Below are 24253 nucleotides of genomic sequence, written 5' to 3'. Positions count from 1 at the left end.
CCCAGGCGAGTCAGGGGTTCGCCGCAATGGGCAGGGTCATTGTGTGGCGCGCTGGTTTTCCAGGTCTTCAAGCTCAACGCGGTATTGGTGTGCTTCGTGTTCGTTATGGAACATGCCCACCAGTTGACCTTGTTGGTACACATCCCAGATCCGCACGCCAGCGGCCAGGCCTTCGTGGGACATTCTCGATTCGTCGCGTTCGGTTACTTGGACAGTCATCGGTAAACTCCACTTCTTCAAGATGGCTGCGACAGTGTGTCGCACGTCTTCTTTATAGAGTTTGTTAGCAGACTAAGTAAGTAAAACAGGCATGAAACAAGTTTCATGAAGCTCGAAGGGATGCTGCCTGGAGGGCTTCTTCGCAGCAAAGAAAAGCCCCGCACAGGGCGGGGCTTCAGGTGTTACAGGCAGTGCGCGATCAGTTGCCCTTCACCGGTTTGCCATCGACCGTGCCATCCTGCAGCACGATCACGTACTCCTTGCCATCGGTCTCTACCTGGCGCAGTTGCACCAGCAGGTAGTCCCAGTTCTTGGCAAACCACAGCTCGGTGATGCGCTTGCTCTGGCTGGGATCGCGCACGCGCTCGACCTTCACGGCATCGACCTGGCCGGTCTTGGTGGTGACCTTTTCGGTGCCCAGCACGCGGAAGTCGTAGGTGTCGATCTCGTCGCCGTCGACCACCTGGTAGGTCATGCTCTTCTTGCCTGCGGCCACGTCGTGCTGCAGGGCCAACTGGTAGGAGGACTTGTCCAGTACGCCGCGGTTCAGTGGCAGGCTGACGGCATCGCCACGGTCGCTGCCGGTGATCTTCTTGGTGCTCCAGTCGAAGTCAAGGTCGACCTTCTTGGCCTTGCCCAGGCCGCCGCGCTCGAAGTGATACTTCTGCGGCAGCAGGGTGTCGTTTTCCAGGCGCAGGGTGCTTTGCTCGGTCAGGCTGGCGATCATCATGGAAGCCTTGAAGTTAAGGTCCCAGGTACCGTTGGCATTTTTGACCAGGCTGCGCTCGGCGGTGCCGCTCATGGGCAGCTGCTTCCAGTCGGCAGTGTAGCTTGCCGAGAACGGCTTCAGATCAGCTGCCTGGAGGGGCAGGGCGAGCACGGCGAGAGCCAAGAGCAGGGCGCGACGCATAAATTCTCCTAGGATCGAATCAAGTGACCGCTGGCCGCCAGTGGCTGGCCGTCCAGTAATGCACCCTGTTCGCCAAGACGCAAGCGCCCTTCAGCGAACCAGCGCACCGCCAGTGGGTAGATCAGGTGTTCCTGATGGTGTACCCGCTGTGCCAGGCTTTCGACGGTGTCATCAGACGCCACCGGTACCACAGCCTGTACGACCAGTGGGCCGCCATCGAGTTCCTCAGTCACGAAGTGTACGCTGCAGCCATGCTCGGCGTCGCCAGCTTCCAATGCCCGGCGATGCGTATGCAGGCCCTTGTACTTGGGCAGCAGCGACGGGTGGATGTTGAGCAGGCGGCCCTGATAGTGGCGCACGAAGCCGCCACTGAGGATGCGCATGAAACCGGCCAGCACGACCAGGTCCGGGGCAAAGCCGTCGATGCGCGCCATTAGCGCGGCATCGAAGGCTTCACGGCCGTCGAACTGGGTGTGGTCGAGCACGACGCTGTCGATGCCGGCCGCTGCGGCGCGTTGCAGGCCGTAGGCATCGGCGCGGTTGGAAACCACCGCGCGGATACGCACCGGGCTGTCCTGCCCTTGGCAGCTGTCGATCAGGGCTTGCAGGTTGCTGCCGGAGCCCGACAGCAGTACCACTACATTGCAGGTCTTGCTCGGCATCAGTGTGCCTTGAGGTTCTGCAGCTCGACCTGGGCAGCGCCTTCGGCGGCTTCGGCGATGTGGCCGATTACCCACGGTTGCTCACCGGCGGCGCGCAGTTCGTTCAGGGCGGCTTCGACCTGGTCCTGGGCCACGCAGATGACCATGCCCACGCCGCAGTTCAGTACGCGGTGCATTTCGTGCTCGTCGACGTTGCCCTTTTCCTGCAGGAAGTCGAACACCGCCGGGCGCTGCCAGCTGGCCACGTCAACCACGGCCTGGGCGTTTTTCGGCAGTACGCGCGGGATGTTGTCCAGCAGGCCGCCGCCGGTGATGTGGGCCATGGCCTTGACTGCGCCGGTGTTCTTGATCAGCTGCAGCAGCGGTTTGACGTAGATGCGGGTCGGCGCCATCAGCAGGTCGGTCAGCGGCTTGCCGTCCAGCTGGGTGTTCTCGATGTCGGTAGCCGACACTTCGAGGATCTTGCGGATCAGCGAGTAGCCGTTGGAGTGCGGGCCCGAGGATGGCAGGGCGATCAGCGCGTCACCGGTGGCAACCTTGGAGCCGTCGATGATTTCGGCCTTTTCCACCACGCCTACGCAGAAACCAGCCAGGTCGTAGTCTTCGCCTTCGTACATGCCAGGCATTTCGGCGGTTTCACCACCGACCAGCGAGCAGCCGGCCAGTTCGCAACCGGCGCCGATGCCGGTGACCACGGTGGCGGCCACGTCAACGTTCAGCTTGCCAGTGGCGTAGTAGTCGAGGAAGAACAGCGGCTCGGCGCCGCACACGACCAGGTCGTTGACGCACATGGCGACCAGGTCCTGGCCGATGCTGTCGTGCTTGTTCAGGTTCAGCGCCAGGCGCAGCTTGGTGCCGACGCCGTCGGTGCCGGAGACCAGCACCGGCTGCTTGTAGCCGGCCGGGATCTCGCAGAGGGCGCCGAAGCCGCCCAGGCCACCCATGACTTCAGGGCGTGCGGTGCGTTTTGCCACGCCCTTGATGCGTTCGACCAGTGCTTCGCCGGCGTCGATGTCTACACCGGCGTCCTTGTAGCTCAGGGAGGGTTGCTTGCTCATTGATCCAGGCCTTTAGGAGGGAGGGATTCTTAAAAACGACCATGACGGCCAAGGCCGGCTGATAAGCGGCGGCGGTCTGAAACGTCAGTGGTCTGTGAAGGCGCGCGATTTTATCAGGGTTGCCGGGCAGCGGCCATCCTCAGGCCGACGGGCAGGGCGGTAATTGTTGAAAAAAGCTGGAGGGTGGTTGATGTGGTTGCATGTGTATAAGCTGCAAGCAACGAGCTTTACGCTGCACGACAATGCAGCCCGGCACTCGGCCTGCTTTTTCTTGCAGCTTGAAGCTTACGGCTTGAAGGTCGACTGGACAGGAATCCTCCATGCGTTTGTTCAATATTCTGGCAGCTGGTTGCCTGGCCCTGATCTCGGCCACGGCCCTGGCTGAAAATGTCTCCGGCCTTTATCAGGTGCGCGAGCCGGTCACCGGGCCGGGTGCCGAAGCCCGTACCGCAGCCACAGTCAAAGCCCTGGACACGTTGGTGCAGCGTCTGACCGGTGACCCAAAGGCCGTGCAGAGCCCTGCATTGGCCGAGCTGCGCAAGGACCCACAGCAAATCATCAACCAGGTGGGCAGCGAAGCCGGCCCGCCCGAGTCAGTAGTGGTCGAGTTCGACCCCGGTAGCACCGAGCGGGCTTTGCGCAAGGCTGGCCTGGCTTTGTGGGGCAGTAACCGGCCCTCGATACTGGGGTGGTGGTTGAACGACACCGTTGAGGGCAGCAGCCTGGTCGGTGATGGCCAGGCCAGTGCCCAACCCCTGCGCCGCGCCGCCCAGCACCGTGGTCTGCCGTTGCGCTTGCCGCTGGCCGACTTGCAGGAGCAGCTGGTCGCCAATGCCAAGCAGATCGAAGGCAACGATCCGGCGCCGCTGCGCGAAGCTTCCGAGCGCTACGGCGCCGATGCTTTGCTGGCGGTACATGCCCAGGAAGCCGACGGCAAGTGGCAGGGCAAGTGGCAGCTGTGGCTGGGCGACCAGCGTGAGCAGGGCACTGCCGAGGGCGCCGACCAGGCCGCCTTGGCTGACGCGGTGATGATGGCGGTAAGCAGCCGCCTGGCGCCACGCTACGTTACCCGGCCGGGTGCCAGCAGCCAGTTGCAGGTGCAAGTGCAGGGCATGAATCTGCAGCGCTATGCCGAGCTGGCCCGCGTGCTGGAGCCCTATGGCCCACGCTTGCAGGCGGCTGAAGGCACTACCCTGACCTACGGGGTTACGGGCAATCGTGAACAGCTACGTGCCCAGCTTGGCCTGGCCAAACTGCAGGAAGTGCCGGTCGAGCAGGCACCGACGGTGCCGGCCATGCCAGCACCGGCAGTGGACGCCGCAGCCGCGAAGCCCGCGCCTGCGCAGCCAGTACCCAAGCCGTTCGACGGCTTGCGTTTTCGCTGGTAAGGGGCGCTTGCCGTGACTGACATGCGTCGCTGGATCTGGCTGGGCGCTGCACTGCTGATCGCTGTGCTGCTTTATAGCCTGCACAATATTCTTACGCCGTTCCTGGTCGGCATCATGCTGGCCTACCTGGCCGACCCGCTGGTCGATCGTCTCGAGCGCCTGGGGCTTTCGCGTACCTGGGGTGTGGTGGTGGTGTTCGGCCTGTTCACCCTGTTGCTGTTGGCGTTGTTGCTGGTGCTTGTGCCGATGCTGGCCAAGCAGTTGGTGCGCCTGTACGAATTGGCGCCGCAGATGCTCGACTGGCTGGAGCATGTCGCACTGCCGTGGGTACAGAGCCGCCTTGGCCTGGCCGATGGTTTCTGGAAATTCGACAAGATCAAGGCCGCCATCGGCGCGCACATGGGGCAGACCACCGATATCGTCGGCATGCTGCTGTCCCAGGCCACTGCCTCAAGCCTGGCGTTGGTGGCCTGGTTGGCCAACATGGTGCTGATCCCGGTAGTGGGCTTCTATCTGCTGCGCGATTGGGACTTGATGATGGGCAAGCTGCGCGGCCTGTTGCCGCGCCAGCGCGAGCCGCAGGTGATGGGCCTGGCAGGTGAATGCCATGAAGTGCTGGGGGCATTCGTGCGCGGGCAACTGATGGTGATGCTGGCCCTGGGCGTCATCTATTCAGCCGGCCTGATGCTGGTGGGGCTCGAACTCGGTCTGCTGATCGGCATGCTTGCAGGCCTTGCGGCCATCGTGCCGTACATGGGCTTCATCATTGGCATTGGTGCCGCGCTGGTGGCCGGCCTGTTCCAGTTCGGTGGCGACCTGTACCCGATGCTGGGCATCGTTGCGGTGTTCATGGTCGGGCAGGCGCTGGAGGGTATGGTGCTGACCCCTCTGCTGGTGGGCGATCGCATCGGCCTGCATCCGGTTGCGGTGATCTTTGCCATCCTCGCCGGTGGTGAACTGTTCGGCTTCACCGGTGTGCTGCTGGCGCTGCCGGTGGCGGCGGTGATCATGGTGCTGCTGCGGCATGTGCATGCCCTGTACAAGGAATCGGATATGTACGCTGGGAACATCGACCCGGAGCTTTGAACACCCTGTGTTTCGTCTTGAGCTGTTTCGCGCCCGCGAAATTGAGCGTCGCCTCGCGGCGCCCGATCTCGCGGGCGCTGAGCACGGTTTGTCCTGCATCCGCCGCTCGCTTGTGCTGCGCAACTTGTTGATTTTGCTTGCCCTATCTGCAGTCGAGATTGTGCGCCCCGCGTTGCGGGTATAGACTTTGCAGATTGTTCACCAAAGGCCCCCAGCGGTCCCGTCGACCGCCCGCGAGCATGAAACCACCGATCCAGTTGCCCCTGGGTGTGCGCCTGCGCGATGACGCCACCTTCATCAACTACTATCCGGGCGCCAATGCTGCGGCATTGGGTTACGTCGAGCGGCTATGCGAAGCCGACGCCGGCTGGACCGAGAGCCTTATCTACCTGTGGGGCAAGCAGGGTGTTGGCCGTTCCCACCTGCTGCAGGCCGCCACCCATCGCTTCCAGCAACGTGGCGAGCCCGCTGTCTACCTGCCGCTGGCGCAGTTGCTCGACCGTGGCGTGGAACTGCTCGACTACCTAGCCCAGTACGAACTGGTGTGCATCGACGATCTGCATGTGATCGCCGGCAAGGCGGATTGGGAAGAGGCCATGTTCCACTTGTTCAACCGCCTGCGCGACAGCGGCCGACGCTTGCTGCTGGCTGCCTCGGCATCACCGCGTGAGCTGCCGATCAAGCTGCCGGACCTGAAGTCGCGATTGACCCTGGCCCTGGTGTTCCAGATGCGCGGCCTGTCCGACGAAGACAAGCTGCGCGCCTTGCAGCTGCGAGCTTCGCGCCGTGGCCTGCACCTGACCGACGAAGTCGGCCATTTCATCCTCACCCGTGGCGCGCGGAGCATGAGCGCGTTGTTCGACTTGCTCGAGCGCCTCGATCAGGCGTCGCTGCAGGCACAACGCAAGCTCACCATTCCGTTTCTCAAGGAAACCCTCGGCTGGTAACCCCCTGAAAACCTTGGGCCAGAGCGGTAAAACAAAAAAGTCACATCTTTTTCGATAAAATTTGCAAATGGCCATGATAGAGGGCATAGTTTCACCCTTCTAAAGGATTACAGACACGGTCGTGCCCATGCTGAAGCGCTTCGCACCCCTCGTGCCACTCGCACTCGTGACCCTGCTTTTTGGCTGCGCGGCCCAAGGCCCGGTATCTCAGCCCCAGGATCACACCCCGATCACTGCACAATCGGCAATCAAGGCCAAGGCCTCTTCCTCGTCGGTATTCGGCGAGCCGGAAGAGCTGGCCACCGAAGATGACCTGGCGTCTTTCTCCGGCGGCAAGCCTTACCAATTGCCGGTTCTGGCTGACAGCATTCTCGAGCGCGGCATGTCGTTGATCGGCACCCGCTACCGCTTTGGTGGTACCTCGGAAAAGTCTGGCTTCGACTGCAGTGGCTTCATCGGTTACCTGTTCCGCGAAGAGGCGGGCATGACGCTGCCGCGCTCCACGCGTGAAATGATCAACGTCGATGCGCCGAAAGTGGCCCGCAACAAGCTCAAGCCAGGTGACTTGCTGTTCTTCAGCACCAATGGCCGCGGCCGGGTAAGCCATGCCGGCATCTACCTGGGTGACAACCAGTTCATCCATTCCAGCAGCCGCCGCAGTGGCGGTGTGCGCATCGACAGCCTCGGTGATCGCTACTGGAGCAAGACCTTCATTGAAGCCAAGCGCGCCTTGGCCATGGCGCCGACCAACATCGCGCGCAACTGATATCAAAATGATGTACCCTGCCGCGGCGGTGATGCTTTGAAAAAAAGCTCGCCGCCGTGCGCATTTACAGAAAGCGTCTAATCTAAACTCTCAACTCTTTTCGGCTGCAGCGCAGCGGTCTCAGACAGGATGTTCTGGCCATGGTAAAGATGGCGCGCTTCGCATTTCTCTCCTTGGCAGCCTTGCTGGCTGCATGCTCCAGCCGTGCGCCTGCGCCGGCCCCTGTGGTACAGCCGCAGGTTACCTATAGCCAGCCCAGTCCTTCACCGATTGCCGATGACGTGCTGATTCGCGCCATTGGTCTGGTAGGCACGCCCTATCGTTGGGGGGGCAATACCCCGGACTCCGGCTTCGACTGCAGCGGCCTGATCAAGTATGTGTACCGTGATGCTGCTGGCATCAGCCTGCCGCGCTCGACGCGAGAGATGATTGTCATGCGCGCACCGACGGTGGATGTCAGTTCGCTGCAGTCTGGTGACCTGGTGTTCTTCGCCACCAGTGGCGGCTCGCAGGTCAGCCATGCCGGCATCTATGTCGGGGACGGCCGCTTCGTACATGCACCTTCCACCGGTGGCACCGTGCGCCTGGACTACCTGTCAAACAGCTACTGGGCCAAGGCCTACCTGCAGGCCAAGCGGGTGATTCCGCAAGGGCATCTGGCACAGAACCCTTGATGTCCATGCCTGTCTAGCGGCCCCCTCGGGCTCGGGGCCGATACCGGCTGCCTGGATTCAAGGTGTTTTGCTCACCCGCCAGACCACCCGCTTCGATTGACGCTCCCGGTGCAACCCTCTAACCTTCGCGGCGTGTTTCAGGTGCCCTGCCAGCCCCGACTGGGCAGGGTGAAACTGGGAAGCCGGTGGGCGCCAGCATGGCGCGATTCCGGCGCTGCCCCCGCAACGGTGGATGAGTAAAAGGCCGCGCAGGGCCACTGGGTGCCAGCATCCGGGAAGGCGCGCAGGCCAGGGCCAAGGCCCACTCACAAGCCCGGAGACCGGCCTGATACTGCCAACGGCATCACGGAGGGTGATGCGCGGTGCACCGTGGCGCCCAGCCATGGCCTCTGCGCGTTCTCCGTTTGCCTGCCTATTACCTGTCGCCGCGCATTGCTGTGGTGCCAGCCAGCGGAGAACCCTGATGAGCGATTCCACCGAACGCGACGAACGCCACCTGGCGCGCATGCAGCGCAAGAAGGCGGTCATCGACGAACGCATCGCCAATTCCCCTAACGAATGTGGCCTGCTGCTGGTGCTGACCGGCAATGGCAAGGGCAAGAGCAGTTCGGCCTTCGGCATGCTCGCGCGCGCCTTGGGCCACGGCATGCAATGCGGTGTGGTGCAGTTCATCAAGGGCCGCAACAGCACCGGCGAGGAGCTGTTCTTCCGTCGCTTCCCCGAACAGGTGCGCTACCACGTGATGGGCGAGGGCTTTACCTGGGAAACCCAGGACCGCCAGCGTGACATCGCCGCTGCGCAAGCCGCCTGGGCGGTGTCGCGCCAGTTGCTGCAGGACCCGGGTGTACAGTTCGTGGTGCTGGACGAGCTCAACATCGCCCTCAAACATGGTTACCTCGACCTGGACCAGGTACTGTCCGACATTCAGGCCCGCCCGCCCATGCAGCATGTGATTGTCACTGGCCGCGCTGCGAAGCCCGAGATGATCGAACTGGCCGACACCGTGACCGAAATGGGCATGCTCAAGCACGCCTTCCAGGCCGGTATCCGCGCACAGAAAGGCGTCGAACTGTGAGTCGATCGCGGCACTGCCCCGCCGTGTTGATCGCGGCGCCGGCCTCTGGCCAGGGCAAGACTACCGTCACTGCTGCGCTGGCCCGCCTGCACCGCAACCTCGGGCGCAAGGTGCGGGTGTTCAAATGCGGGCCCGACTTTCTTGACCCGATGATTCTCGAACGGGCCAGTGGCGCGCCGGTGTATCAGCTGGATCTGTGGATGATCGGTGCCGAGGAAAGCCGTCGTCTGCTGTGGGAAGCTGCTGGCGAGGCTGACCTGATCCTCATCGAAGGGGTGATGGGGCTGTTCGACGGTACCCCGTCAAGCGCCGACCTGGCGCGCCACTTTGGCGTGCCGGTGCTGGCGGTGATCGACGGCACAGCCATGGCCCAGACCTTCGGCGCCCTGGCCCTGGGCCTGGCGCGGTACCAGGCCGATCTGCCGTTCGCCGGCGTGCTGGCCAATCGGGTAGGCAGCCTGCGTCATGCGCAACTGCTCGAAGGCAGCCTGACCGAGGGCTTGCGCTGGTATGGCGGCTTGTCCCGCGAGCGCGGCATCGAGCTGCCCAGCCGCCACCTGGGCCTGGTGCAGGCCAGCGAGCTGAATGACCTGGACACCCGCCTCGACGCTGCCGCCGAAGCGCTGGGCGCCAGTTGCGATGCGGCGTTGCCGCCGCCAGTCAGCTTTGCCGAGCCGGAACCGCAAGCCAGCGTTGCCTCGCTGGCCGGTGTGCGCATTGGCGTGGCGCGGGACGAGGCGTTCGCCTTCATCTATGGCGCTAACCTCGACCTGTTGCGCAACCAAGGTGCCCAGCTGGTGTTCTTCTCGCCGCTGCACGACCACGAACTGCCGGCGGTAGACAGCCTGTATCTGCCGGGTGGTTATCCTGAGCTGCATCACCATGCGCTGGCCGCCAACGCACCGATGTGCGAGGCGATCCGCGCCCACCACGCGCAGGGCAAGCCATTGCTGGCCGAGTGCGGCGGCATGCTGTACCTGCTCGATGCCCTGACTGATGTGGCCGGCGAACGTGCCGAACTTCTCGGCCTGCTGCCGGGTGAGGCGACCATGCAGAAGCGCCTGGCTGCCCTGGCGCTGCAGGCGGTGGAGCTGCCGGAGGGGACCTTGCACGGTCACACCTATCACCATTCGCTGACCAGCACTGCGCTGGAACCGATCGCCCGGGGTCTGAGCCCCAACGGCGGGCGGGGCAACGAGGCGGTTTATCGTCTGGGCCGGCTGACGGCCTCTTACGTGCACTTCTATTTCCCTTCCTGCCCGGATGCGGCGGCGGCGCTGTTGCGACCATGAATGATCACGCCTACAGCGACGCCGAGCGCGCCGCCATTTACCGGGTCATCGGCGAGCGCCGCGACATGCGCCATTTTGCGGGTGGCCAGGTGGCGCCCGAACTGCTTGGCCGCTTGCTGGCCGCCGCGCATCAGGCGCCCAGTGTCGGGCTTATGCAGCCGTGGCGCTTTATCCGCATCACCCAGCGTGACCTGCGCGGGCGCATCCAGGCCTTGGTGGAAGCGGAGCGGGTACGCACGGCCGAAGCGTTGGGCGAGCGATCCGATGCCTTCATGAAGTTGAAGGTGGAGGGCATAAACGATTGTGCCGAGCTGCTGGTGGCGGCCTTGATGGACAACCGCGAGCCACACATCTTCGGCCGCCGCACCCTGCCGGAGATGGACCTGGCCTCGCTGGCCTGTGCCATCCAGAACCTGTGGCTGGCCGCGCGTGGCGAAGGGCTGGGCATGGGCTGGGTGTCGCTGTTCGACCCGCAGGCGTTGTCCGCGCTGCTGGGCATGCCCGCCGGGGCCAAGCCGGTTGCGGTACTGTGCCTTGGGCCGGTCGCCGAGTTCTATCCGGTGCCGATGTTGGTGCAGGAAAGCTGGGCCGAAGAGCGGCCCCTGAGTGAAATGCTTTACGAAAACCAATGGGGAGAGCGTCAATGAGCGTGGCCTTGCTGACCGTGGCCGGGGTGGCCCTGGACGCTTTGCTGGGCGAACCACAGCGCCGCCACCCCTTGGTGGCGTTCGGCAACATGGCCGGCAACCTGGAGCGCCGCCTGAATGCGGGGGGGCGCGGCTGGCGCAGCCACGGCGTGAGCGCGTGGTTTCTGGCGGTGGTGCCGCTGACCCTGGTGGCGCTGGTCCTTTCGTGGCTGCCATATATTGGCTGGCTGGTTGATGTGCTGGCGCTTTACTGCGCGGTGGGGATGCGCAGCCTGGGCGAGCATGTGCTGCCGGTGGCCAATGCCTTGCGCCAGGGCGACCTGGCGGAGGCTCGGCGCCGGGTTGGCTACCTGGTCAGCCGCGAAACGCGCGAACTGGACGAGCCCGCGGTGGCCCGAGCGGCGACCGAGTCGGTGCTGGAGAACGGCAGCGACGCAGTGTTCGCCGCGTTGTTCTGGTTTGTGGTGGCCGGTGCGCCCGGTGTGGTGCTGTACCGCCTGAGCAACACGCTGGATGCCATGTGGGGCTACCGTAACGAACGTTTCGAGCGCTTTGGCTGGTGCGCGGCGCGCATCGACGATGTGCTCAACTATATACCTGCAAGGCTGGTGGCCCTGACTTATGCCCTGTTGGGCAAGACCCGTCTGGCCCTGGCCTGCTGGCGCAAGCAGGGCCCGCTGTGGGACAGCCCCAACGCCGGGCCGGTGATGGCTGCCGGCGCCGGCGCGCTGGGCGTCGAGCTTGGTGGCCCGGCGGTGTACCACGGCGAACTGCATGAGCGGCCGCGTCTGGGCGAGGGGCCAGTGGCCGATGCCGATGCCATCGAGCGCGGCTGGCAGCTGGTGCAGCGCGGCGTGTGGCTGTGGCTGCTGATGATCTGCCTGGGGGCCTATATCAATGCTTGAACATGGTGGCCGCCTGTTACGCGCGGTGCAGCAATACGGTATCCCCCGCGAGCAGTGGCTCGACCTGTCCAGCGGCATTGCGCCCTGGCCATTTCCTGTCCCGCCGATTCCCGTCGACGCCTGGGCCCGCCTGCCGGAAACCGAGGACGGCCTGGAGGACGCCGCGCGCTTGTATTACGGCGCCCGCCAGTTGCTGCCGGTAGCCGGCTCCCAGGCCGCGATCCAGGCCTTGCCGCTGCTGCGTACAACCGCCCGGGTTGGCGTGCTGACGCCGTGCTATGCCGAACACCCCTATGCCTGGCAACGGGCGGGGCATCAACTGCTGGCGCTGGATGAAGCGCAAGTCGAGGCTGCGCTCGACGGCCTCGATGTGCTGGTGCTGGTGAACCCCAACAACCCGACCGGCCAGCGGGTGTCGCGCGAACGCCTGCTGGCTTGGCATGCTCGCCTGGCTGCTCGCGGTGGCTGGCTGCTGGTCGACGAAGCATTCATGGACAACACCCCGGCGGACAGCGTGGTGGACTGCGCCGAACGCCCGGGGCTGATCGTGCTGCGCTCGTTTGGCAAGTTCTTCGGCTTGGCCGGCGTGCGCCTGGGCTTCGTTGCCGCCGAACACAGCTTGCTGCTGCGCCTGGCCGAGCTGCTCGGACCCTGGACCGTCAACGGCCCGACCCGGGTGCTGGCCCAGGCCAGCCTGTCTGATGAGACTGCCCAGCGCGCGCAGGCCGAACGCTGTGCTGCTGCCAGCGAGCGGCTTGCGCACGTATTGCGCAGTGCCGGCCTGGCGCCTAGTGGTGGCTGCGACCTGTTCCAGTACGTGCGTAGCGAGCATGCTGCGCGGCTGCATGAATTTCTCGCCCGGCGCGGCATCCTGGTACGGCTGTTCGAACAGCCAGCGGCAGTGCGCCTGGGGTTGCCTGCCTGCACGGCGGACGAACAGCGCCTGGCCCAGGCCCTGGCGGCTTATCAGAAGGAAACGGCATGACCACCCTCATGGTGCAAGGCACCACCTCCGACGCAGGCAAGAGCACACTGGTGACCGCGTTGTGCCGCTGGCTGTTGCGCCAGGGCGTCGCTGTGGTGCCCTTCAAGCCACAGAACATGGCGCTGAACAGCGCGGTGACGGCTGATGGCGGTGAAATCGGCCGGGCCCAGGCGGTGCAGGCCCAGGCCTGCCGGCTACAACCGCACACCGACATGAACCCGGTGCTGCTCAAGCCCAACAGCGACACCGGCGCCCAGGTCATCATCCACGGTCGCGCGGTCACCAGCATGAATGCAGTGGCCTACCACGACTATAAAACCACTGCCATGCAAGCGGTGCTGGCGTCTCACCAACGCCTGAGTGCCGCGTACCCGGTGGTCATGGTCGAGGGTGCGGGGTCGCCGGCAGAGATCAACCTGCGTGCCGGCGATATCGCCAACATGGGCTTTGCCGAAGCGGTGGACTGCCCGGTGATCCTGGTGGCCGACATCAACCGCGGTGGTGTGTTCGCCCACTTGGTGGGCACGCTGGAATTGCTGTCGACCAGTGAGCAGGCGCGGGTCAAAGGTTTTGTCATCAACCGCTTCCGTGGCGACATTGCCCTGCTGCAGCCAGGGCTGGACTGGCTGGAACAACGCACCGGCAAACCGGTACTGGGCGTCCTGCCTTACGTTACCGACCTGCACTTGGAAGCCGAAGACGGTATCGATGTGCGTCAAGGCGTCAAGCACGAGCGAGTGCTAAAGGTGATCGTGCCAGTGCTGCCGCGCATCAGTAACCACACCGACTTCGACCCGCTGCGCCTGCACCCGCAGGTGGACTTGCAGTTCATTGGCCCGGGCCAGCCGATTCCGGCTGCCGACCTCATCATCCTGCCAGGCTCCAAGAGCGTGCGCGGCGACCTGGCACAACTGCGCGAGCGCGGTTGGGACACGGCCATCGAGCGGCACCTGCGCTATGGCGGCAAGCTGATCGGTATCTGCGGTGGCCTGCAGATGCTGGGGCGGGAAGTGCATGACCCGCTGGGGCTGGAGGGGGCCGCAGGCTCAAGCCAGGGGCTCGGCCTGCTCGACTATGCCACGGTGCTCGAAGCCGAGAAGCAACTGCGCAATGTGGCCGGCACGCTGAGCCTTGAAGCGGCAACGGTAACCGGTTATGAAATTCATGCTGGCGTTACGACGGGGCCTGCGCTGGCGCAACCTGCGGTCCAACTGGCTGATGGCCGCCATGATGGTGCTGTCAGTGCCGATGGCCAGATCCTCGCCACGTACCTGCATGGCCTGTTCGAAGGCAGCCAGTCGTGTGCTGCGCTATTGCGCTGGGCCGGGCTGGAGGATGTGCAGGTTATCGACTACGAAGCGTTGCGCGAACACGACATCGAGCGCCTGGCCGATCTGGTGGAAAAGCACCTGGACACCGCGCAGTTGCGCCAACTGTGTGGGGTAGCCTGACATGCGTAACCTGATTCTCGGCGGCGCCCGGTCTGGCAAAAGCCGCCTGGCCGAACAACTGGCCAGCGCCAGCGGCTTGCCGGTGACCTACATCGCCACCAGTCAGTCGCTGGATGGCGAAATGAACGAACGCGTGTTGCTGCATCGTCAGCGCCGGCCGGATGACTGGGGGTTGATCGAAGAGCCCTTGGCCCTGGCCGCGGTACTGCGCGCCGAAGCGGCCGAAGGGCGCTGCCTGCTGGTGGATTGCCTGACCCTGTGGCTGACCAATTTGTTGATGCTGGAAGATGACCAGCGCCTGGCCGAGGAGCGTGATGCCCTGCTGGCATGCCTGGAACAGTTACCTGGCACCCTTATCCTGGTCAGTAACGAAACCGGCCTGGGCGTCGTGCCCATGGGCGAGCTGACCCGGCGCTATGTCGACCTGGCCGGCTGGCTGCACCAGGCCGTGGCCGAACGCTGTCAGCGTGTCGTGCTGACCGTGGCCGGCCTGCCCCTAATCCTCAAAGGACCTGCACTATGACCCAAGCCTGGTGGCGTGATGCCTGCCAACCCCTCGACAACGCCGCCATGGACCAGGCCCGCGCCCGGCAGCAGCAACTGACCAAACCTGCTGGCTCGCTCGGCCAACTTGAAAAGCTGGCCATTCAGCTGGCTGGCCTGCAGGGGCTTGAACGACCAGCGCTGGATCAGGTAGCCATCAGCATTTTTGCCGGCGACCACGGCGTGGTCGAAGAGGGCATCTCGGCCTACCCGCAGGCGGTGACCGGGCAGATGCTACGCAACTTCGTCGGCGGGGGCGCGGCGATCAGTGTGCTGGCGCGGCAACTGCAGGCCAGCCTGGACGTGGTCGACCTGGGCACCATTGACGCGCAGTTGGAGCTGCCCGGCGTGCGCCATCTGCGCCTGGGCACCGGTACTGCCAACTTTGCCCGTCAACCCGCGATGACCGAAAACCAGCTGCAAGCGGCCTTGCAGGCCGGTCGCGACAGTGCCCAGCGCGCCGCCGAACAGGGCGCACAGCTGTTCATCGGTGGCGAGATGGGCATCGGTAACACCACAGCCGCCGCAGCCTTGGCCAGTGTTCTGCTGGGGTGTCCGGCGTCGGAGCTGAGCGGCCCTGGCACCGGCCTGGACAACGCCGGGGTGCAGCACAAGGCTGAAGTCATCGAGAGGGCGCTGCGCCTGCATGGCCTGCATGCTGAAGACCCGTTGCAGGCACTGGCTTGTGTTGGCGGTTTCGAGATCGCGGCGTTGGCGGGTGCCTACCTCGGTTGCGCGCAGGCGGGTGTCGCAGTGCTGGTGGATGGCTTTATCTGCAGTGTCGCTGCGCTCGTGGCAGTGCGCCTCAACCCGCAGTGTCGAGCCTGGCTGTTGTTCGCTCACCAGGGGGCTGAGCCTGGGCACAAGACCTTGCTTGCTGCGCTGCAGGCCGAGCCCTTGCTGGCCTTGGGCTTGCGCCTGGGTGAGGGCAGTGGCGCTGCCCTGGCGGTGCCGCTGTTGCGCCTGGCCTGTGCGCTGCATGGGCAGATGGCGACCTTTGCCGAGGCCGCGGTGGCGGACCGCCCGGCATGATCCTCGACTTGCTGCGCCATGGTGAAACGGAACAGGGCGGCCTGCGTGGCAGCCTTGATGATGCCTTGACCGACAAGGGCTGGGCGCAGATGCGCCGCGCCGTGGCCGACGCCGGCCCGTGGCAGGTGCTGGTCAGCTCGCCGCTGCAACGCTGTGGGCGTTTCGCCGATGAGCTGGGTGCGCAGTTGAACCTGCCAGTGCAGCGTGAGCCCGCCCTGCAGGAACTGCACTTCGGTGATTGGGAGGGCCAAAGTGCCGCGCAGATCATGGAGCACCAGGCCGATGCACTGGGCCGTTTCTGGGCCGACCCTTACGCCTTCACACCGCCCAATGGCGAGCCGGTCGAGGCGTTTGCCGAACGGGTGCTGGCGGCTGTCGAGCGTTTGCGCCTTCAGCATGCCGGCAAGCGCGTGCTGCTGGTGACCCATGGTGGCGTGATGCGGCTGTTACTGGCCCGTGCCCGTGGCTTGCCCAGGGAGCAGTTGCTGCAGGTCGAGGTTGGCCATGGCGCGTTGATGCGGCTGGTGCCGGGTGGCGATGGGCAACTGGTCGAGGCGCCCTGAGATGTTGCCGTTCTGGATCGCCCTGCAGTTTCTCAGCAGCCTGCCGGTGAGCCTGCCGGGCATGCCGGCACCGCGTGAGGTAGGGCGTTCGCTGCTGTACTACCCGCTGGTCGGGCTGCTGTTCGGCTTGTTGCTGTGGTTGGCCAGTCACCTGCTACAGGGTGCGCCGTCGCCGCTGCATGCGGCTTTGCTGCTGACGTTGTGGGTATTGCTCAGTGGTGCCTTGCACCTGGATGGCCTGGCGGACAGTGCCGACGCCTGGCTCGGTGGTTTCGGCGACCGTGAGCGCACCTTGCGGATCATGAAAGACCCGCGCAGTGGGCCGATTGCCGTGGTCACCCTGGTCTTGGTGTTGTTGCTGAAGTTTTGCGCATTGTGGGTGCTGGTCGGGCAGGGCATCGGGGCGCAATTGCTGCTGGCGCCGTTGATCGGGCGGGCGGCGATGTTGGGCCTGTTCCTTTGTACACCTTATGTGCGACCTGGCGGGTTGGGCCAGGCATTGGCCGAACATATGCCCCGCCGCGCGGCGGGGTGGGTATTGCTGGTTTGTGTGCTGTTCTGCCTCTTTCTGGGCGGATGGAGCGTGCTGCTGGCGCTGGCGGTGTTTGCCTGGTTGCGGCATCTGATGTGCCGGCGCCTGGGCGGGACCACCGGTGATACCGCCGGTGCGTTGCTGGAGCTGCTGGAGCTGGCCGTCGTGCTCGGGTTGGCGCTGGGGCTTTGAGCGCTTGATCTGGACGACCCTTTAGCGGCTGCTTTGCAGTGCTTTCGCAGCAGGCCATAGGTGTGGAGGGAGCCAGTAACTTCCAGAAACGGTCCGGTAGCGCCTGCCTCTTGCTTGTCGGCGTATCCTCAGCGTCCCCCAAGCAACCAGGTAGGCTTTCCGTGCGTCACTGGATCTTTGCCAGTCTATTGGTCCTGTCCACCCTCCCAGCCACTGCTGCAGATCTCATGGCGTTCTGGGACACCCCACGCCACGGCGGCAACAGCTTCAACCGGCTGCCACCCGATCAAGCCTACTTCGATGCCCTGAGGGGGTACGGCGCCACATGGGTGCGGCTGTCGTACGACAAATGGCAACCGGTGAGACGAGATTTCCTCCTTGGCAGCGCCGATACCTATGAAGGCCTGCCCGACGCCGACCTGGCTGTGCTGCGTGCCACCCTCGACCGGGCGCACCAGGCGGGGCTCAAGGTGGTCATCGCGCCACTCTCGCTACCGGGTATGCGCTGGTCGCAAAACAACCAGGGCCAGTTCGATGATCGCCTGTGGCAAGACAAACGCTACTGGTCCCAGGCTGCGGCGTTCTGGCGAGATATGGCGCGTGAACTGAAAAGTCATCCGGCCATCGCGGCCTACAACCTGATCAATGAGCCAGCACCGGAGAAACAGGGTGGCCTGGCTGAACATGCCGAACTTGGGCAGATGCAGCAGTGGTATGCGCAAGCGCAGGGCGGTGCGCGCGATCTGCCCTTGCTGTACCGGCAACTGATAGCGGCCATCCGCGAAGAAGACGCTGATACGCCGATCATGGTCGATGCCGGCTGGTATGCAGGCGCAGACGCGTTCGGCTACTGGCCGGCGCCGCTGGAGGACCCGCGAGTGCTGTACAGCGTGCACATGTATGAGCCCTATGCCGCAACCAGTGCGCCGAACATGGCGCGCAAACAGCCCATCGCCTATCCAGGCCCCGTATCTTTTGCCGGGCAGACACAGCTGTGGGATGGCCGGCGAGTTGAAGGCTACTTGCGCCAGCCGCTGGCATGGGCTGAGGCCGTGGGGCTACCGCTTTCTCGTCTGGTGGTGGGCGAGTTTGGCTGCATGCGCAGGCTGCCGGGTTGTCGGCAGTACCTTGAAGATGTACTCGTCGTGCTGGATCGCAACCGGTTGCACTGGGCGTTCTATAGCTTTCGTGAAGACAACTGGGATGGCATGGACTACGAACTGGGCACGGCGAAGGTGCCGTGGCGCTACTGGCAAGCGGTCGAGCAGGGCGCGCCAGACCCCTTGGCGCGCAAGGCCACGGTTGAGTTCGAGCCGATCCGCAGGCGCTTGAACCCGGACTGACGCTTCTCTATTCCTTGTGAAACTTCTTGCAACACTCCGTACGCGGGTATATACACGTATCCATGCTGACCAGTGAATGCATCTGTACCCACCTGCGTCGCGCCGCCCGCGGCGTGAGCCGGCATTACGACGAAGCCCTTGCCGGCTTCGGGGTCAATGTTGCCCAGTTTTCTCTGCTGCGGCACCTGCAGCGGCTCGACCGACCCAGCATCACAGCCCTGGCAGAAGCCATGGGGCTCGAGCGCAGTACCCTGGGCCGCAACCTGCGTGTGCTGGAGGCGGATGGGCTGGTAGCACTGGGCGAGGGCGACGACCAGCGTAACCGCGTGGTGCTGTTGACCGCGGCGGGTAAGCAACTGCTGCACGTTGCCCACCCGGCCTGGGAGCAGGCCCAGAAAGAGCTGGTTGAACGGCTCGGGGTGGGGCAGCGGGATGAACTGGTGCGACTGCTGGAACAACTGGCCTGATTTGATACGACTATAAGCGGGTATATACCCGCAAACCTTGCGATGTGCTGGAGATAATGACAATGACTTCGGTGTGGCGAACCAGCGGATGGGTGTTGGTGGGGGCGGCCTTGATACTGGCGCTGTCTCTGGGCGTACGGCACGGCTTTGGCCTGTTTCTGGAGCCGATGAGTACTGATTTTGGCTGGGGGCGTGGGGTGTTTGCCTTCGCCATTGCCTTGCAGAACCTGATCTGGGGCCTGGCGCAGCCGTTCGCTGGCGCCTTGGCCGACCGGCTTGGCGCGGCGCGGGTGGTCATCATCGGCGGTATTCTTTATGCCGTCGGCTTGATCTTGATGGGCTTGGCTGATTCGCCCTGGTCGTTGTCGCTGAGTGCGGGCTTGCTGATCGGCATCGGCCTGTCCGGCACGTCGTTCTCGGTCATCCTCGGTGTGGTCGGGCGTGCAGTGCCGGCCGAAAAGCGCAGCATGGCCATGGGGATCGCCAGCGCCGCCGGGTCGTTCGGTTCGCCATGTTGCCGGGCACCCAAGGCCTGATTCAGTGGCTGGGCTGGTCGGCAGCGTTGCTGGTACTGGGCCTTTTGGTGGCGTTCATCGTGCCTTTCGTCTGTCTGCTGCGCGATCGCCCGTTACCCAGTCACGGTGCCGAGCAGACCCTGGGCCAGGCGCTGCGCGAGGCGTGCACGCACTCCGGCTTCTGGTTGCTGGCACTGGGCTTTTTTGTCTGTGGCTTCCAGGTCGTATTCATTGGCGTGCACCTGCCGGCCTACCTGGTTGACCAGCACCTGGCTGCGACCACCGGTACGACAGTGCTGGCGCTGGTGGGCCTGTTCAACATCGTCGGTACCTTCACCGCAGGCTGGTTGGGCGGGCGCATGTCCAAGCCGCGCCTGCTGACCGGGTTGTACCTGCTGCGTGCGGTGGTGATCGTGCTGTTCCTGTGGGCGCCGGTGAGCGAGTTCAGTGCTTACCTGTTCGGCATTGCCATGGGCCTTCTGTGGTTGTCCACGGTACCGCTGACCAATGGGACCGTGGCCACGGTGTTCGGGGTGCGCAACCTGTCCATGCTGGGCGGTATCGTGTTCCTGTTCCATCAGTTGGGTGCGTTCCTGGGGGGCTGGCTGGGTGGGATAGTGTATGACCGCACCGGTAGCTACGACCTGGTCTGGCAGATTTCCATCCTGCTCAGCTTGCTGGCCGCTGCCCTTAACTGGCCGGTGCGCGAACGCCCGGTTTCACGCCTGCAGGCCCAGGCTGTATGAACCGCTACCTGATACGCGGCCTGTTGGCTATTGCCGCTCTGTTGCTGCTGGCACTGGTGTGGTGGGGCTGGCATCAGGGTGGGATGGCGCTGATGCAACTGGGCATGAGTGTGTGTTAGGCGCTACCCTGCAAGCTCAAGGATTGTCATGCGGGAGAAACGAGTCATGCGTGCACATTGGTTGACGGTGCCGGTGCTGGCCCTGCTTGCCAGTACATCGAGCTGGGCTGCAGATTGCCCGGCATTGTTGCAGGGTAGCCTGCCGGAATTGCGCGGCAAGGGGCAGGTCGAGCTGTGCAAGCGCTTTGCCGGCAAGCCGCTCGTGGTGGTGAATACCGCCAGTTATTGCGGTTTTGCCCCGCAGTTCGAGGGGCTTGAAGCGACGTACAAGGAGTATCACGACCAAGGCCTGGAAATGCTCGGCGTGCCGTCCAATGACTTCAAGCAGGAAGACGCCGACAGTGAGAAGACTGCCAAGGTTTGCTATGCCAACTACGGTGTCACCTTCACGATGACCAAGACGCAGGCGGTGCGGGGCAAGGATGCGATACCGCTGTTTGCGGAACTGGCCAGCCAGAGCAGTGCGCCGAAGTGGAATTTCTACAAGTATGTTGTCGATCGCAAGGGCAAGGTGATCGGTAACTTCTCTAGCCTGACCAAACCGGATGATCCCGCGTTCCGCGCCGCTATCGAAAAGGCCATCGCCTCACAGCAGTAACCAGGCTGCGCTTGCTGCGGCGTTTGCTTTTAAGCGCGAGGCAGTTCAGGCGACGCAGATTGCGACTTCAGTAGGCCTTACGCCGTCCTCCTGAAGTCGCGGGATCAAGATCAAGAACAGGAAGTGGCTGGCTGCTGGTCACTTCACCGTGCGTGCACGGTAATCGCCACCAACCGCACCACCACCGGCCGGACCAGCAGCACACACACAAATGCCACCGGCATCGCCAACTGATAGGCCTTGAGCACATTGCCCAGATACTCAGGGGTAAACCCGGCATTGGCCGCCGTGATCACGAAGCACATCAGCAGCGCCATGATCGACGACATGTAGAACGCGAAAACGTAGGGAGTAGCGACCGGGTGCAATTTACGTCGACTGCGCGACCGGGACAGATTGCTCATGCGAACTCCTGAAAGCTGAGTGGAAGCGCAGATTAGCAACCTGCACCCTGCAGCTGTAGACCGGCAGCATTGAGTTCTTTATAAAGAAACACTTACGAATCCAAGCGCTCACCATGGACCTGCTCAACGCCATTCGCTGCTTCATCAAGGTGGTCGAGGCCGGTAGCATCGCTGCTGGTGCCCGTATCCTCGGCCTCAGTCCGGCAGCCGTCAGCCAGAACCTGGCGCGGCTGGAAGGCCACCTGCAAGTACGCCTGCTCAGCCGAACCACACGCAGCATGGCCCTGACGCCCTCTGGCGCCCAGTATTACGAGCGTGTAAAGCATATCGAGCGTGATCTGGCCCTGGCCGAACAGGCAGTGACAACACCCGACAGCGAGCCTCAGGGGCGGCTGTGCATCGCCTCGACCTCTGCCTTTGGGCGCCATGTGCTGGCGGCGTTGATACCTGCTTTCAGTGCCCGCTACCCTTTACTTTCGATAGAGTTGGTAACGACTGATCGTCGGGTCAACCATGCCCGTGAAGACGTTGACGTGAGCCTGCGCATTGCCCCGCAGCTCGAAGACCAGCTGCTGGCCCGGCGCATTGCCCGCATCCCGTTCATTTGTTGTGCCTCACCCGGTTACCTGCAAAGTGCTGGCGTACCTGCCACGCCCGAGGCCTTGCGCGGGCACCGTTGCCTTGTGTTTCGCTATCCGGTGGATGGCCGCTTCTTGCGCTGGGGCTTCATGCGGGACGGCCTGCGCTTCGAAGCGGAATTCGGCAGTGTATTGATCAGCGACGATATCGATGTCCTGACCCAGATGGCCTTGCACGATGGTGGCATCACCCGTCTGGCCGAGTTCATCGTGCGGCCGCACCTGGCGTCGGGGGCCTTGGTGCCGCTGTTCGAATACTGCGACAGCAGCCAGGCATACGCCCAGACCGAGCCCATGGACATCTACCTGTGCCTGGCCGATCGCTTTGCCATGACCACCAAGGTGCGCGCTTTCATGGACTACCTGCGCGAATGCCTGGGCGACAGCTGGCAAGTGCAGGCATGAAAAAAACCGCCACGAGGGCGGTTTTCATGTAACGCACAGGAATCAGAAGCGGTAGGTGAGGGATGCACCGATACCGTGAGCGCTGTTCTCGTACTTGGCCTGGTAGCTGCCTTTCAACAGCCCTTGTTGTTGCGAGCTTGGCAGGTTGTTGACCTTGGTATCCTCTTCCCACAGATACGAATAGGCAACGTCGATGGTCATGTCATCGTTCGGGCTCCAGCCGGCACCAAAGCTGACCGCTTTACGATCGCCAGTCGGAATGCGTGGCGAGCGATCATGGTTGTTGGTGGGCGACTGGTCGACGGAGAAGCCTGCGCGCAGGGTCCACTCCTTGTTCACCTTGTAGGACGCGCCAATGGCGTGGGCCCAGGTGTCGTGCCAGTTCTGCTCTTCGGTGATGGTCTTCAACGGGTAGCCTGCCGGCGCTTCGTTCTCGACGACGATGCTTTCCAGGCGGCTCCAGCGCGTCCAGGTGCTACCCGCATACAGTGTCCAATGGTCATCCAGTTCATGAGTGACCGAGAAGTCCACTGACTCTGGCGTCTTGATCTTCAGGCTGGCGTCGAACCTGCCGTTCAGGCCAAGCTGTGGAATCGGGTAGGAAACGCGGGTATTGCCTTCAAGCTTGTAGTCGACCATCGAGTGATAGGTCAGGCCCAGACGGGTACGGTCCGTAGCTTGCACCAGAACGCCGATGTTGTAACCAATCGCAGTGTCATCGCCCTTGATCTTGGTCTCGCCGTCAGGGCCATTGGGCCCCAGGAGGGCCTTGCTGCTCAGGTTCGAACCCAGTTCACCCTTGATACGGTTGATAGTCGGGCCAAAACCGATCGACACTTTGTCGTTGAAGGCGTAGCTGACGGTTGGCTGGAAGGTGACAACCTCGACCTTGCTCTTCTTGCCCCAGTAGCGTGCAGCGTCATCGCTACCGTAGTCGGTGATCAGGCCATATGGCACGTAAACGCCGAAGCCAACGCTCCAGTGATCATCAATCGGCTTGACGTAATAGCCCATGGGTACGCCAACGAGAGGCACCATGTCACCATCGGTTTCCCCCCCGAAGTTGCTACCTGGGCCCGATATGTCGGTCTTGGCGATGACGGCAGCGCCGCCCACGGTGAATTGTTCGCGCTTGAGGCGGGACATGCCGGCCGGGTTGCCATACACAGTGCTGGCATCGTCGGCAGAAGACGAGCGCCCAGCAAAACCGGTTCCCATGCCGCTGATACTTTGTTCGTTCAGCGCGAACCCGGCGGCGAGCAGTTGGCTGGAAGCAAGCGCAACGGCTACGCCGAGGGAGGTTTTGAGCATTACTTTTTTCATTATTAGAAAACTCCTTGGGTCTCCGGGGCGAAAAGCTACCAACAAATCACGCGCTGCGCTATAGGCTCAATCGCAGGAGTTAGAGCGGTTTTGTAGGACAATCCGACCAAAATTCCATTTTTTCCGGGTTACTTGTAGGACGCGTCTCAAGATGCCTGTGGCAATTTCTGATCTATGCAGGCATGCCAGGCATGGGTGAAGTCGCGCAGACGACCCTGGGGGTTGAAAATCTGGCGCCAGATACGCGCCAGTGCCAGCAGATCGTCCGCCGCAGGCAATGGGGTGGCCTGCTCTTCGATGAGCATCCAGGCAATGGCAGTGGAATAGCGCAGGTTGACGGTGAGCTCCAGGTGCGGGCCACCAAGGAAGGCGTGCTGGCTGGCCAGGCCGCGGACCAGGCTGGCGAGGTCGGGGTCACGGGCCAGGTATTCGTCCCAGAGCGCCTGGTGACGATGTTCGCCGATGCGGTAGAGGCCGTGCCCGCGTCGGTCGTGCAGGGCTGAGCCGAGTGCTGACTGGCTGGCGGCGATACCCAGGAGCAAGGCTTCGGCGCTGGCGCAGTGACGGTTCAGGTAGACCAGGGTGGGTCGGATCACATACTGACACAATTCATTCGCCGCAATACCCATGATGCCCTCGAGCAGGTAAGGGCCGGACGGGCGCTGGAGCTTGGCAGCTGGTGAATGATCAGGCCCGCCGGGAGCGGAAAGCACCGCTCGAGTTGAAGTGTAGTGTGATAATCGTGGTGTAAAGAGCTGTTTTTAAATC

The 24253-nt window shown here is 63.5% G+C and carries 27 protein-coding genes, 1 pseudogene and 1 riboswitch; of the genes and pseudogenes, 21 read left to right on the top strand and 7 right to left on the bottom strand.

The genetic code is table 11. The features are described from left to right. Positions 1-36: 36 nt before the first annotated feature. The 4 genes from AC3RCM_RS21420 to purM all read right to left on the bottom strand — a co-directional run bounded on the left by AC3RCM_RS21420 (position 37) and on the right by purM (position 2849). Positions 37-219 (bottom strand): hypothetical protein, encoded by a 183-nt coding sequence (locus AC3RCM_RS21420; protein ID WP_003252431.1) that lies wholly within the window; start codon positions 217-219, stop codon positions 37-39. A gap of 199 nt (positions 220-418) precedes the next feature. Continuing rightward, complete coding sequence (locus AC3RCM_RS21415) at positions 419-1129, bottom strand: DUF3108 domain-containing protein (protein ID WP_010952720.1); 711 nt, start codon at positions 1127-1129, stop codon at positions 419-421. Between the two features lie 8 nt (positions 1130-1137). Then, positions 1138-1791 (bottom strand): phosphoribosylglycinamide formyltransferase, encoded by a 654-nt coding sequence (gene purN, locus AC3RCM_RS21410; RefSeq protein WP_014754253.1) that lies wholly within the window; start codon positions 1789-1791, stop codon positions 1138-1140. Further along, a complete protein-coding gene (purM, locus tag AC3RCM_RS21405) occupies positions 1791-2849 on the bottom strand; it encodes a phosphoribosylformylglycinamidine cyclo-ligase (RefSeq protein ID WP_003252437.1) in 1059 nt (352 codons plus the stop codon). Before purM ends, purN begins: the two co-directional genes overlap by 1 nt. A 320-nt stretch (positions 2850-3169) precedes the next feature. Here purM and AC3RCM_RS21400 point away from each other — a divergent pair, with 320 nt between their 5' ends. The 20 genes and pseudogenes from AC3RCM_RS21400 to AC3RCM_RS21305 all read left to right on the top strand — a co-directional run bounded on the left by AC3RCM_RS21400 (position 3170) and on the right by AC3RCM_RS21305 (position 20715). After that, positions 3170-4237 carry a DUF2066 domain-containing protein gene (locus AC3RCM_RS21400; RefSeq protein WP_104887152.1) on the top strand — a complete coding sequence of 356 codons (1068 nt, stop codon included), beginning with the start codon at positions 3170-3172 and terminating at the stop codon, positions 4235-4237. A gap of 12 nt (positions 4238-4249) precedes the next feature. Beyond that, complete coding sequence (locus AC3RCM_RS21395) at positions 4250-5323, top strand: AI-2E family transporter (protein ID WP_104887153.1); 1074 nt, start codon at positions 4250-4252, stop codon at positions 5321-5323. A gap of 239 nt (positions 5324-5562) precedes the next feature. Further along, positions 5563-6270 (top strand): DnaA regulatory inactivator Hda, encoded by a 708-nt coding sequence (gene hda, locus AC3RCM_RS21390; protein WP_003252443.1) that lies wholly within the window; start codon positions 5563-5565, stop codon positions 6268-6270. A gap of 127 nt (positions 6271-6397) precedes the next feature. Further along, on the top strand, positions 6398-7036 hold the full coding sequence (locus AC3RCM_RS21385) for a C40 family peptidase (protein WP_020193409.1): 639 nt from the start codon (positions 6398-6400) through the stop codon (positions 7034-7036). Between the two features lie 140 nt (positions 7037-7176). Continuing rightward, the gene (locus AC3RCM_RS21380; protein WP_014592098.1) at positions 7177-7710 is read left to right on the top strand and encodes a C40 family peptidase; all 534 of its coding nucleotides are present in this window, start codon (positions 7177-7179) and stop codon (positions 7708-7710) included. A 122-nt stretch (positions 7711-7832) separates the two neighbouring features. Next, positions 7833-8053, top strand: a riboswitch (cobalamin riboswitch). Between the two features lie 120 nt (positions 8054-8173). Further along, on the top strand, positions 8174-8785 hold the full coding sequence (gene cobO, locus AC3RCM_RS21375) for a cob(I)yrinic acid a,c-diamide adenosyltransferase (protein WP_003252448.1): 612 nt from the start codon (positions 8174-8176) through the stop codon (positions 8783-8785). Next, positions 8782-10077 carry a cobyrinic acid a,c-diamide synthase CobB gene (locus tag AC3RCM_RS21370; RefSeq protein ID WP_104887154.1) on the top strand — a complete coding sequence of 432 codons (1296 nt, stop codon included), beginning with the start codon at positions 8782-8784 and terminating at the stop codon, positions 10075-10077. Before cobO ends, AC3RCM_RS21370 begins: the two co-directional genes overlap by 4 nt. Then, positions 10074-10724, top strand: coding sequence for a 5,6-dimethylbenzimidazole synthase (bluB, locus tag AC3RCM_RS21365; protein ID WP_064491177.1), 651 nt, complete (start codon positions 10074-10076; stop codon positions 10722-10724). The genes AC3RCM_RS21370 and bluB overlap by 4 nt, the downstream gene beginning before the upstream one ends. Then, positions 10721-11629, top strand: a complete 909-nt coding sequence (cbiB, locus tag AC3RCM_RS21360) for an adenosylcobinamide-phosphate synthase CbiB (protein WP_064491176.1) — start codon at positions 10721-10723, stop codon at positions 11627-11629. The genes bluB and cbiB overlap by 4 nt, the downstream gene beginning before the upstream one ends. Next, positions 11622-12614: a threonine-phosphate decarboxylase CobD gene (gene cobD / locus AC3RCM_RS21355; RefSeq protein ID WP_064491175.1), complete on the top strand. Its 993-nt coding sequence runs from the start codon at positions 11622-11624 to the stop codon at positions 12612-12614. Before cbiB ends, cobD begins: the two co-directional genes overlap by 8 nt. Further along, the gene (locus AC3RCM_RS21350) at positions 12611-14065 is read left to right on the top strand and encodes a cobyric acid synthase (RefSeq protein WP_064491174.1); all 1455 of its coding nucleotides are present in this window, start codon (positions 12611-12613) and stop codon (positions 14063-14065) included. Before cobD ends, AC3RCM_RS21350 begins: the two co-directional genes overlap by 4 nt. 1 nt (position 14066) lies before the next feature. Further along, entirely contained in the window at positions 14067-14588 is a 522-nt protein-coding gene (cobU, locus tag AC3RCM_RS21345; RefSeq protein ID WP_064491173.1) for a bifunctional adenosylcobinamide kinase/adenosylcobinamide-phosphate guanylyltransferase, read from the top strand. After that, complete coding sequence (gene cobT, locus AC3RCM_RS21340) at positions 14585-15640, top strand: nicotinate-nucleotide--dimethylbenzimidazole phosphoribosyltransferase (RefSeq protein WP_064491172.1); 1056 nt, start codon at positions 14585-14587, stop codon at positions 15638-15640. The genes cobU and cobT overlap by 4 nt, the downstream gene beginning before the upstream one ends. Next, positions 15637-16203: a histidine phosphatase family protein gene (locus AC3RCM_RS21335; protein WP_060546111.1), complete on the top strand. Its 567-nt coding sequence runs from the start codon at positions 15637-15639 to the stop codon at positions 16201-16203. The genes cobT and AC3RCM_RS21335 overlap by 4 nt, the downstream gene beginning before the upstream one ends. Position 16204: 1 nt before the next feature. Beyond that, positions 16205-16927: an adenosylcobinamide-GDP ribazoletransferase gene (locus tag AC3RCM_RS21330; RefSeq protein WP_104887158.1), complete on the top strand. Its 723-nt coding sequence runs from the start codon at positions 16205-16207 to the stop codon at positions 16925-16927. A 227-nt stretch (positions 16928-17154) separates the two neighbouring features. After that, positions 17155-18270 carry a glycoside hydrolase family 5 protein gene (locus AC3RCM_RS21325; protein WP_104887159.1) on the top strand — a complete coding sequence of 372 codons (1116 nt, stop codon included), beginning with the start codon at positions 17155-17157 and terminating at the stop codon, positions 18268-18270. 62 nt (positions 18271-18332) lie between these two features. Further along, entirely contained in the window at positions 18333-18737 is a 405-nt protein-coding gene (locus AC3RCM_RS21320) for a MarR family winged helix-turn-helix transcriptional regulator (RefSeq protein WP_014592088.1), read from the top strand. Positions 18738-18799: 62 nt separating this feature from the next. Beyond that, a pseudogene (locus AC3RCM_RS21315) lies at positions 18800-19998 on the top strand (MFS transporter). Beyond that, complete coding sequence (locus tag AC3RCM_RS21310) at positions 19995-20117, top strand: hypothetical protein (RefSeq protein ID WP_010952738.1); 123 nt, start codon at positions 19995-19997, stop codon at positions 20115-20117. Before AC3RCM_RS21315 ends, AC3RCM_RS21310 begins: the two are co-directional and overlap by 4 nt. A gap of 46 nt (positions 20118-20163) precedes the next feature. Next, on the top strand, positions 20164-20715 hold the full coding sequence (locus tag AC3RCM_RS21305) for a glutathione peroxidase (RefSeq protein WP_198747596.1): 552 nt from the start codon (positions 20164-20166) through the stop codon (positions 20713-20715). 143 nt (positions 20716-20858) lie between these two features. Here the strand turns inward: AC3RCM_RS21305 and AC3RCM_RS21300 are convergent, their stop codons facing one another. Next, on the bottom strand, positions 20859-21119 hold the full coding sequence (locus tag AC3RCM_RS21300) for a DUF2798 domain-containing protein (RefSeq protein WP_020189978.1): 261 nt from the start codon (positions 21117-21119) through the stop codon (positions 20859-20861). A gap of 113 nt (positions 21120-21232) precedes the next feature. On the opposite strand from AC3RCM_RS21300, the gene AC3RCM_RS21295 reads away from it, so the two are divergent. After that, positions 21233-22162 carry a LysR family transcriptional regulator gene (locus AC3RCM_RS21295; RefSeq protein WP_064491166.1) on the top strand — a complete coding sequence of 310 codons (930 nt, stop codon included), beginning with the start codon at positions 21233-21235 and terminating at the stop codon, positions 22160-22162. A gap of 42 nt (positions 22163-22204) precedes the next feature. Here AC3RCM_RS21295 and AC3RCM_RS21290 read toward each other — a convergent pair whose 3' ends face one another. Together AC3RCM_RS21290 and AC3RCM_RS21285 are read right to left on the bottom strand one after the other, a co-directional pair. Next, on the bottom strand, positions 22205-23485 hold the full coding sequence (locus tag AC3RCM_RS21290; RefSeq protein ID WP_014592083.1) for an OmpP1/FadL family transporter: 1281 nt from the start codon (positions 23483-23485) through the stop codon (positions 22205-22207). Between the two features lie 146 nt (positions 23486-23631). Beyond that, positions 23632-24114: a hypothetical protein gene (locus AC3RCM_RS21285; RefSeq protein ID WP_003252489.1), complete on the bottom strand. Its 483-nt coding sequence runs from the start codon at positions 24112-24114 to the stop codon at positions 23632-23634. Between the last annotated feature and the right edge of the window lie 139 nt (positions 24115-24253).

Source organism: Pseudomonas sp. GW823-FHT05G12 (assembly GCF_058795575.1).
This window is presented reverse-complemented; position numbering and strand designations above follow the sequence as displayed.

What these genes read in the sequence shown, in the direction of transcription:
- bluB (WP_064491177.1), top strand. Translation starts at nt 10,074, where the DNA reads ATGAATGATCACGCCTACAGCGACGCCGAGCGCGCCGCCATTTACCGG.
- AC3RCM_RS21290 (WP_014592083.1), bottom strand. Translation starts at nt 23,485, where the DNA reads ATGAAAAAAGTAATGCTCAAAACCTCCCTCGGCGTAGCCGTTGCGCTT.
- cobT (WP_064491172.1), top strand. Translation starts at nt 14,585, where the DNA reads ATGACCCAAGCCTGGTGGCGTGATGCCTGCCAACCCCTCGACAACGCC.
- AC3RCM_RS21420 (WP_003252431.1), bottom strand. Translation starts at nt 219, where the DNA reads ATGACTGTCCAAGTAACCGAACGCGACGAATCGAGAATGTCCCACGAA.
- purM (WP_003252437.1), bottom strand. Translation starts at nt 2,849, where the DNA reads ATGAGCAAGCAACCCTCCCTGAGCTACAAGGACGCCGGTGTAGACATC.
- AC3RCM_RS21285 (WP_003252489.1), bottom strand. Translation starts at nt 24,114, where the DNA reads ATGGGTATTGCGGCGAATGAATTGTGTCAGTATGTGATCCGACCCACC.
- AC3RCM_RS21335 (WP_060546111.1), top strand. Translation starts at nt 15,637, where the DNA reads ATGATCCTCGACTTGCTGCGCCATGGTGAAACGGAACAGGGCGGCCTG.
- hda (WP_003252443.1), top strand. Translation starts at nt 5,563, where the DNA reads ATGAAACCACCGATCCAGTTGCCCCTGGGTGTGCGCCTGCGCGATGAC.
- AC3RCM_RS21380 (WP_014592098.1), top strand. Translation starts at nt 7,177, where the DNA reads ATGGTAAAGATGGCGCGCTTCGCATTTCTCTCCTTGGCAGCCTTGCTG.
- AC3RCM_RS21300 (WP_020189978.1), bottom strand. Translation starts at nt 21,119, where the DNA reads ATGAGCAATCTGTCCCGGTCGCGCAGTCGACGTAAATTGCACCCGGTC.
- AC3RCM_RS21350 (WP_064491174.1), top strand. Translation starts at nt 12,611, where the DNA reads ATGACCACCCTCATGGTGCAAGGCACCACCTCCGACGCAGGCAAGAGC.
- AC3RCM_RS21295 (WP_064491166.1), top strand. Translation starts at nt 21,233, where the DNA reads ATGGACCTGCTCAACGCCATTCGCTGCTTCATCAAGGTGGTCGAGGCC.
- AC3RCM_RS21385 (WP_020193409.1), top strand. Translation starts at nt 6,398, where the DNA reads ATGCTGAAGCGCTTCGCACCCCTCGTGCCACTCGCACTCGTGACCCTG.
- cobD (WP_064491175.1), top strand. Translation starts at nt 11,622, where the DNA reads ATGCTTGAACATGGTGGCCGCCTGTTACGCGCGGTGCAGCAATACGGT.
- AC3RCM_RS21325 (WP_104887159.1), top strand. Translation starts at nt 17,155, where the DNA reads ATGGCGTTCTGGGACACCCCACGCCACGGCGGCAACAGCTTCAACCGG.
- purN (WP_014754253.1), bottom strand. Translation starts at nt 1,791, where the DNA reads ATGCCGAGCAAGACCTGCAATGTAGTGGTACTGCTGTCGGGCTCCGGC.
- AC3RCM_RS21310 (WP_010952738.1), top strand. Translation starts at nt 19,995, where the DNA reads ATGAACCGCTACCTGATACGCGGCCTGTTGGCTATTGCCGCTCTGTTG.
- cobO (WP_003252448.1), top strand. Translation starts at nt 8,174, where the DNA reads ATGAGCGATTCCACCGAACGCGACGAACGCCACCTGGCGCGCATGCAG.
- cobU (WP_064491173.1), top strand. Translation starts at nt 14,067, where the DNA reads ATGCGTAACCTGATTCTCGGCGGCGCCCGGTCTGGCAAAAGCCGCCTG.
- AC3RCM_RS21330 (WP_104887158.1), top strand. Translation starts at nt 16,205, where the DNA reads ATGTTGCCGTTCTGGATCGCCCTGCAGTTTCTCAGCAGCCTGCCGGTG.
- AC3RCM_RS21400 (WP_104887152.1), top strand. Translation starts at nt 3,170, where the DNA reads ATGCGTTTGTTCAATATTCTGGCAGCTGGTTGCCTGGCCCTGATCTCG.
- AC3RCM_RS21320 (WP_014592088.1), top strand. Translation starts at nt 18,333, where the DNA reads ATGCTGACCAGTGAATGCATCTGTACCCACCTGCGTCGCGCCGCCCGC.
- cbiB (WP_064491176.1), top strand. Translation starts at nt 10,721, where the DNA reads ATGAGCGTGGCCTTGCTGACCGTGGCCGGGGTGGCCCTGGACGCTTTG.
- AC3RCM_RS21305 (WP_198747596.1), top strand. Translation starts at nt 20,164, where the DNA reads ATGCGTGCACATTGGTTGACGGTGCCGGTGCTGGCCCTGCTTGCCAGT.
- AC3RCM_RS21415 (WP_010952720.1), bottom strand. Translation starts at nt 1,129, where the DNA reads ATGCGTCGCGCCCTGCTCTTGGCTCTCGCCGTGCTCGCCCTGCCCCTC.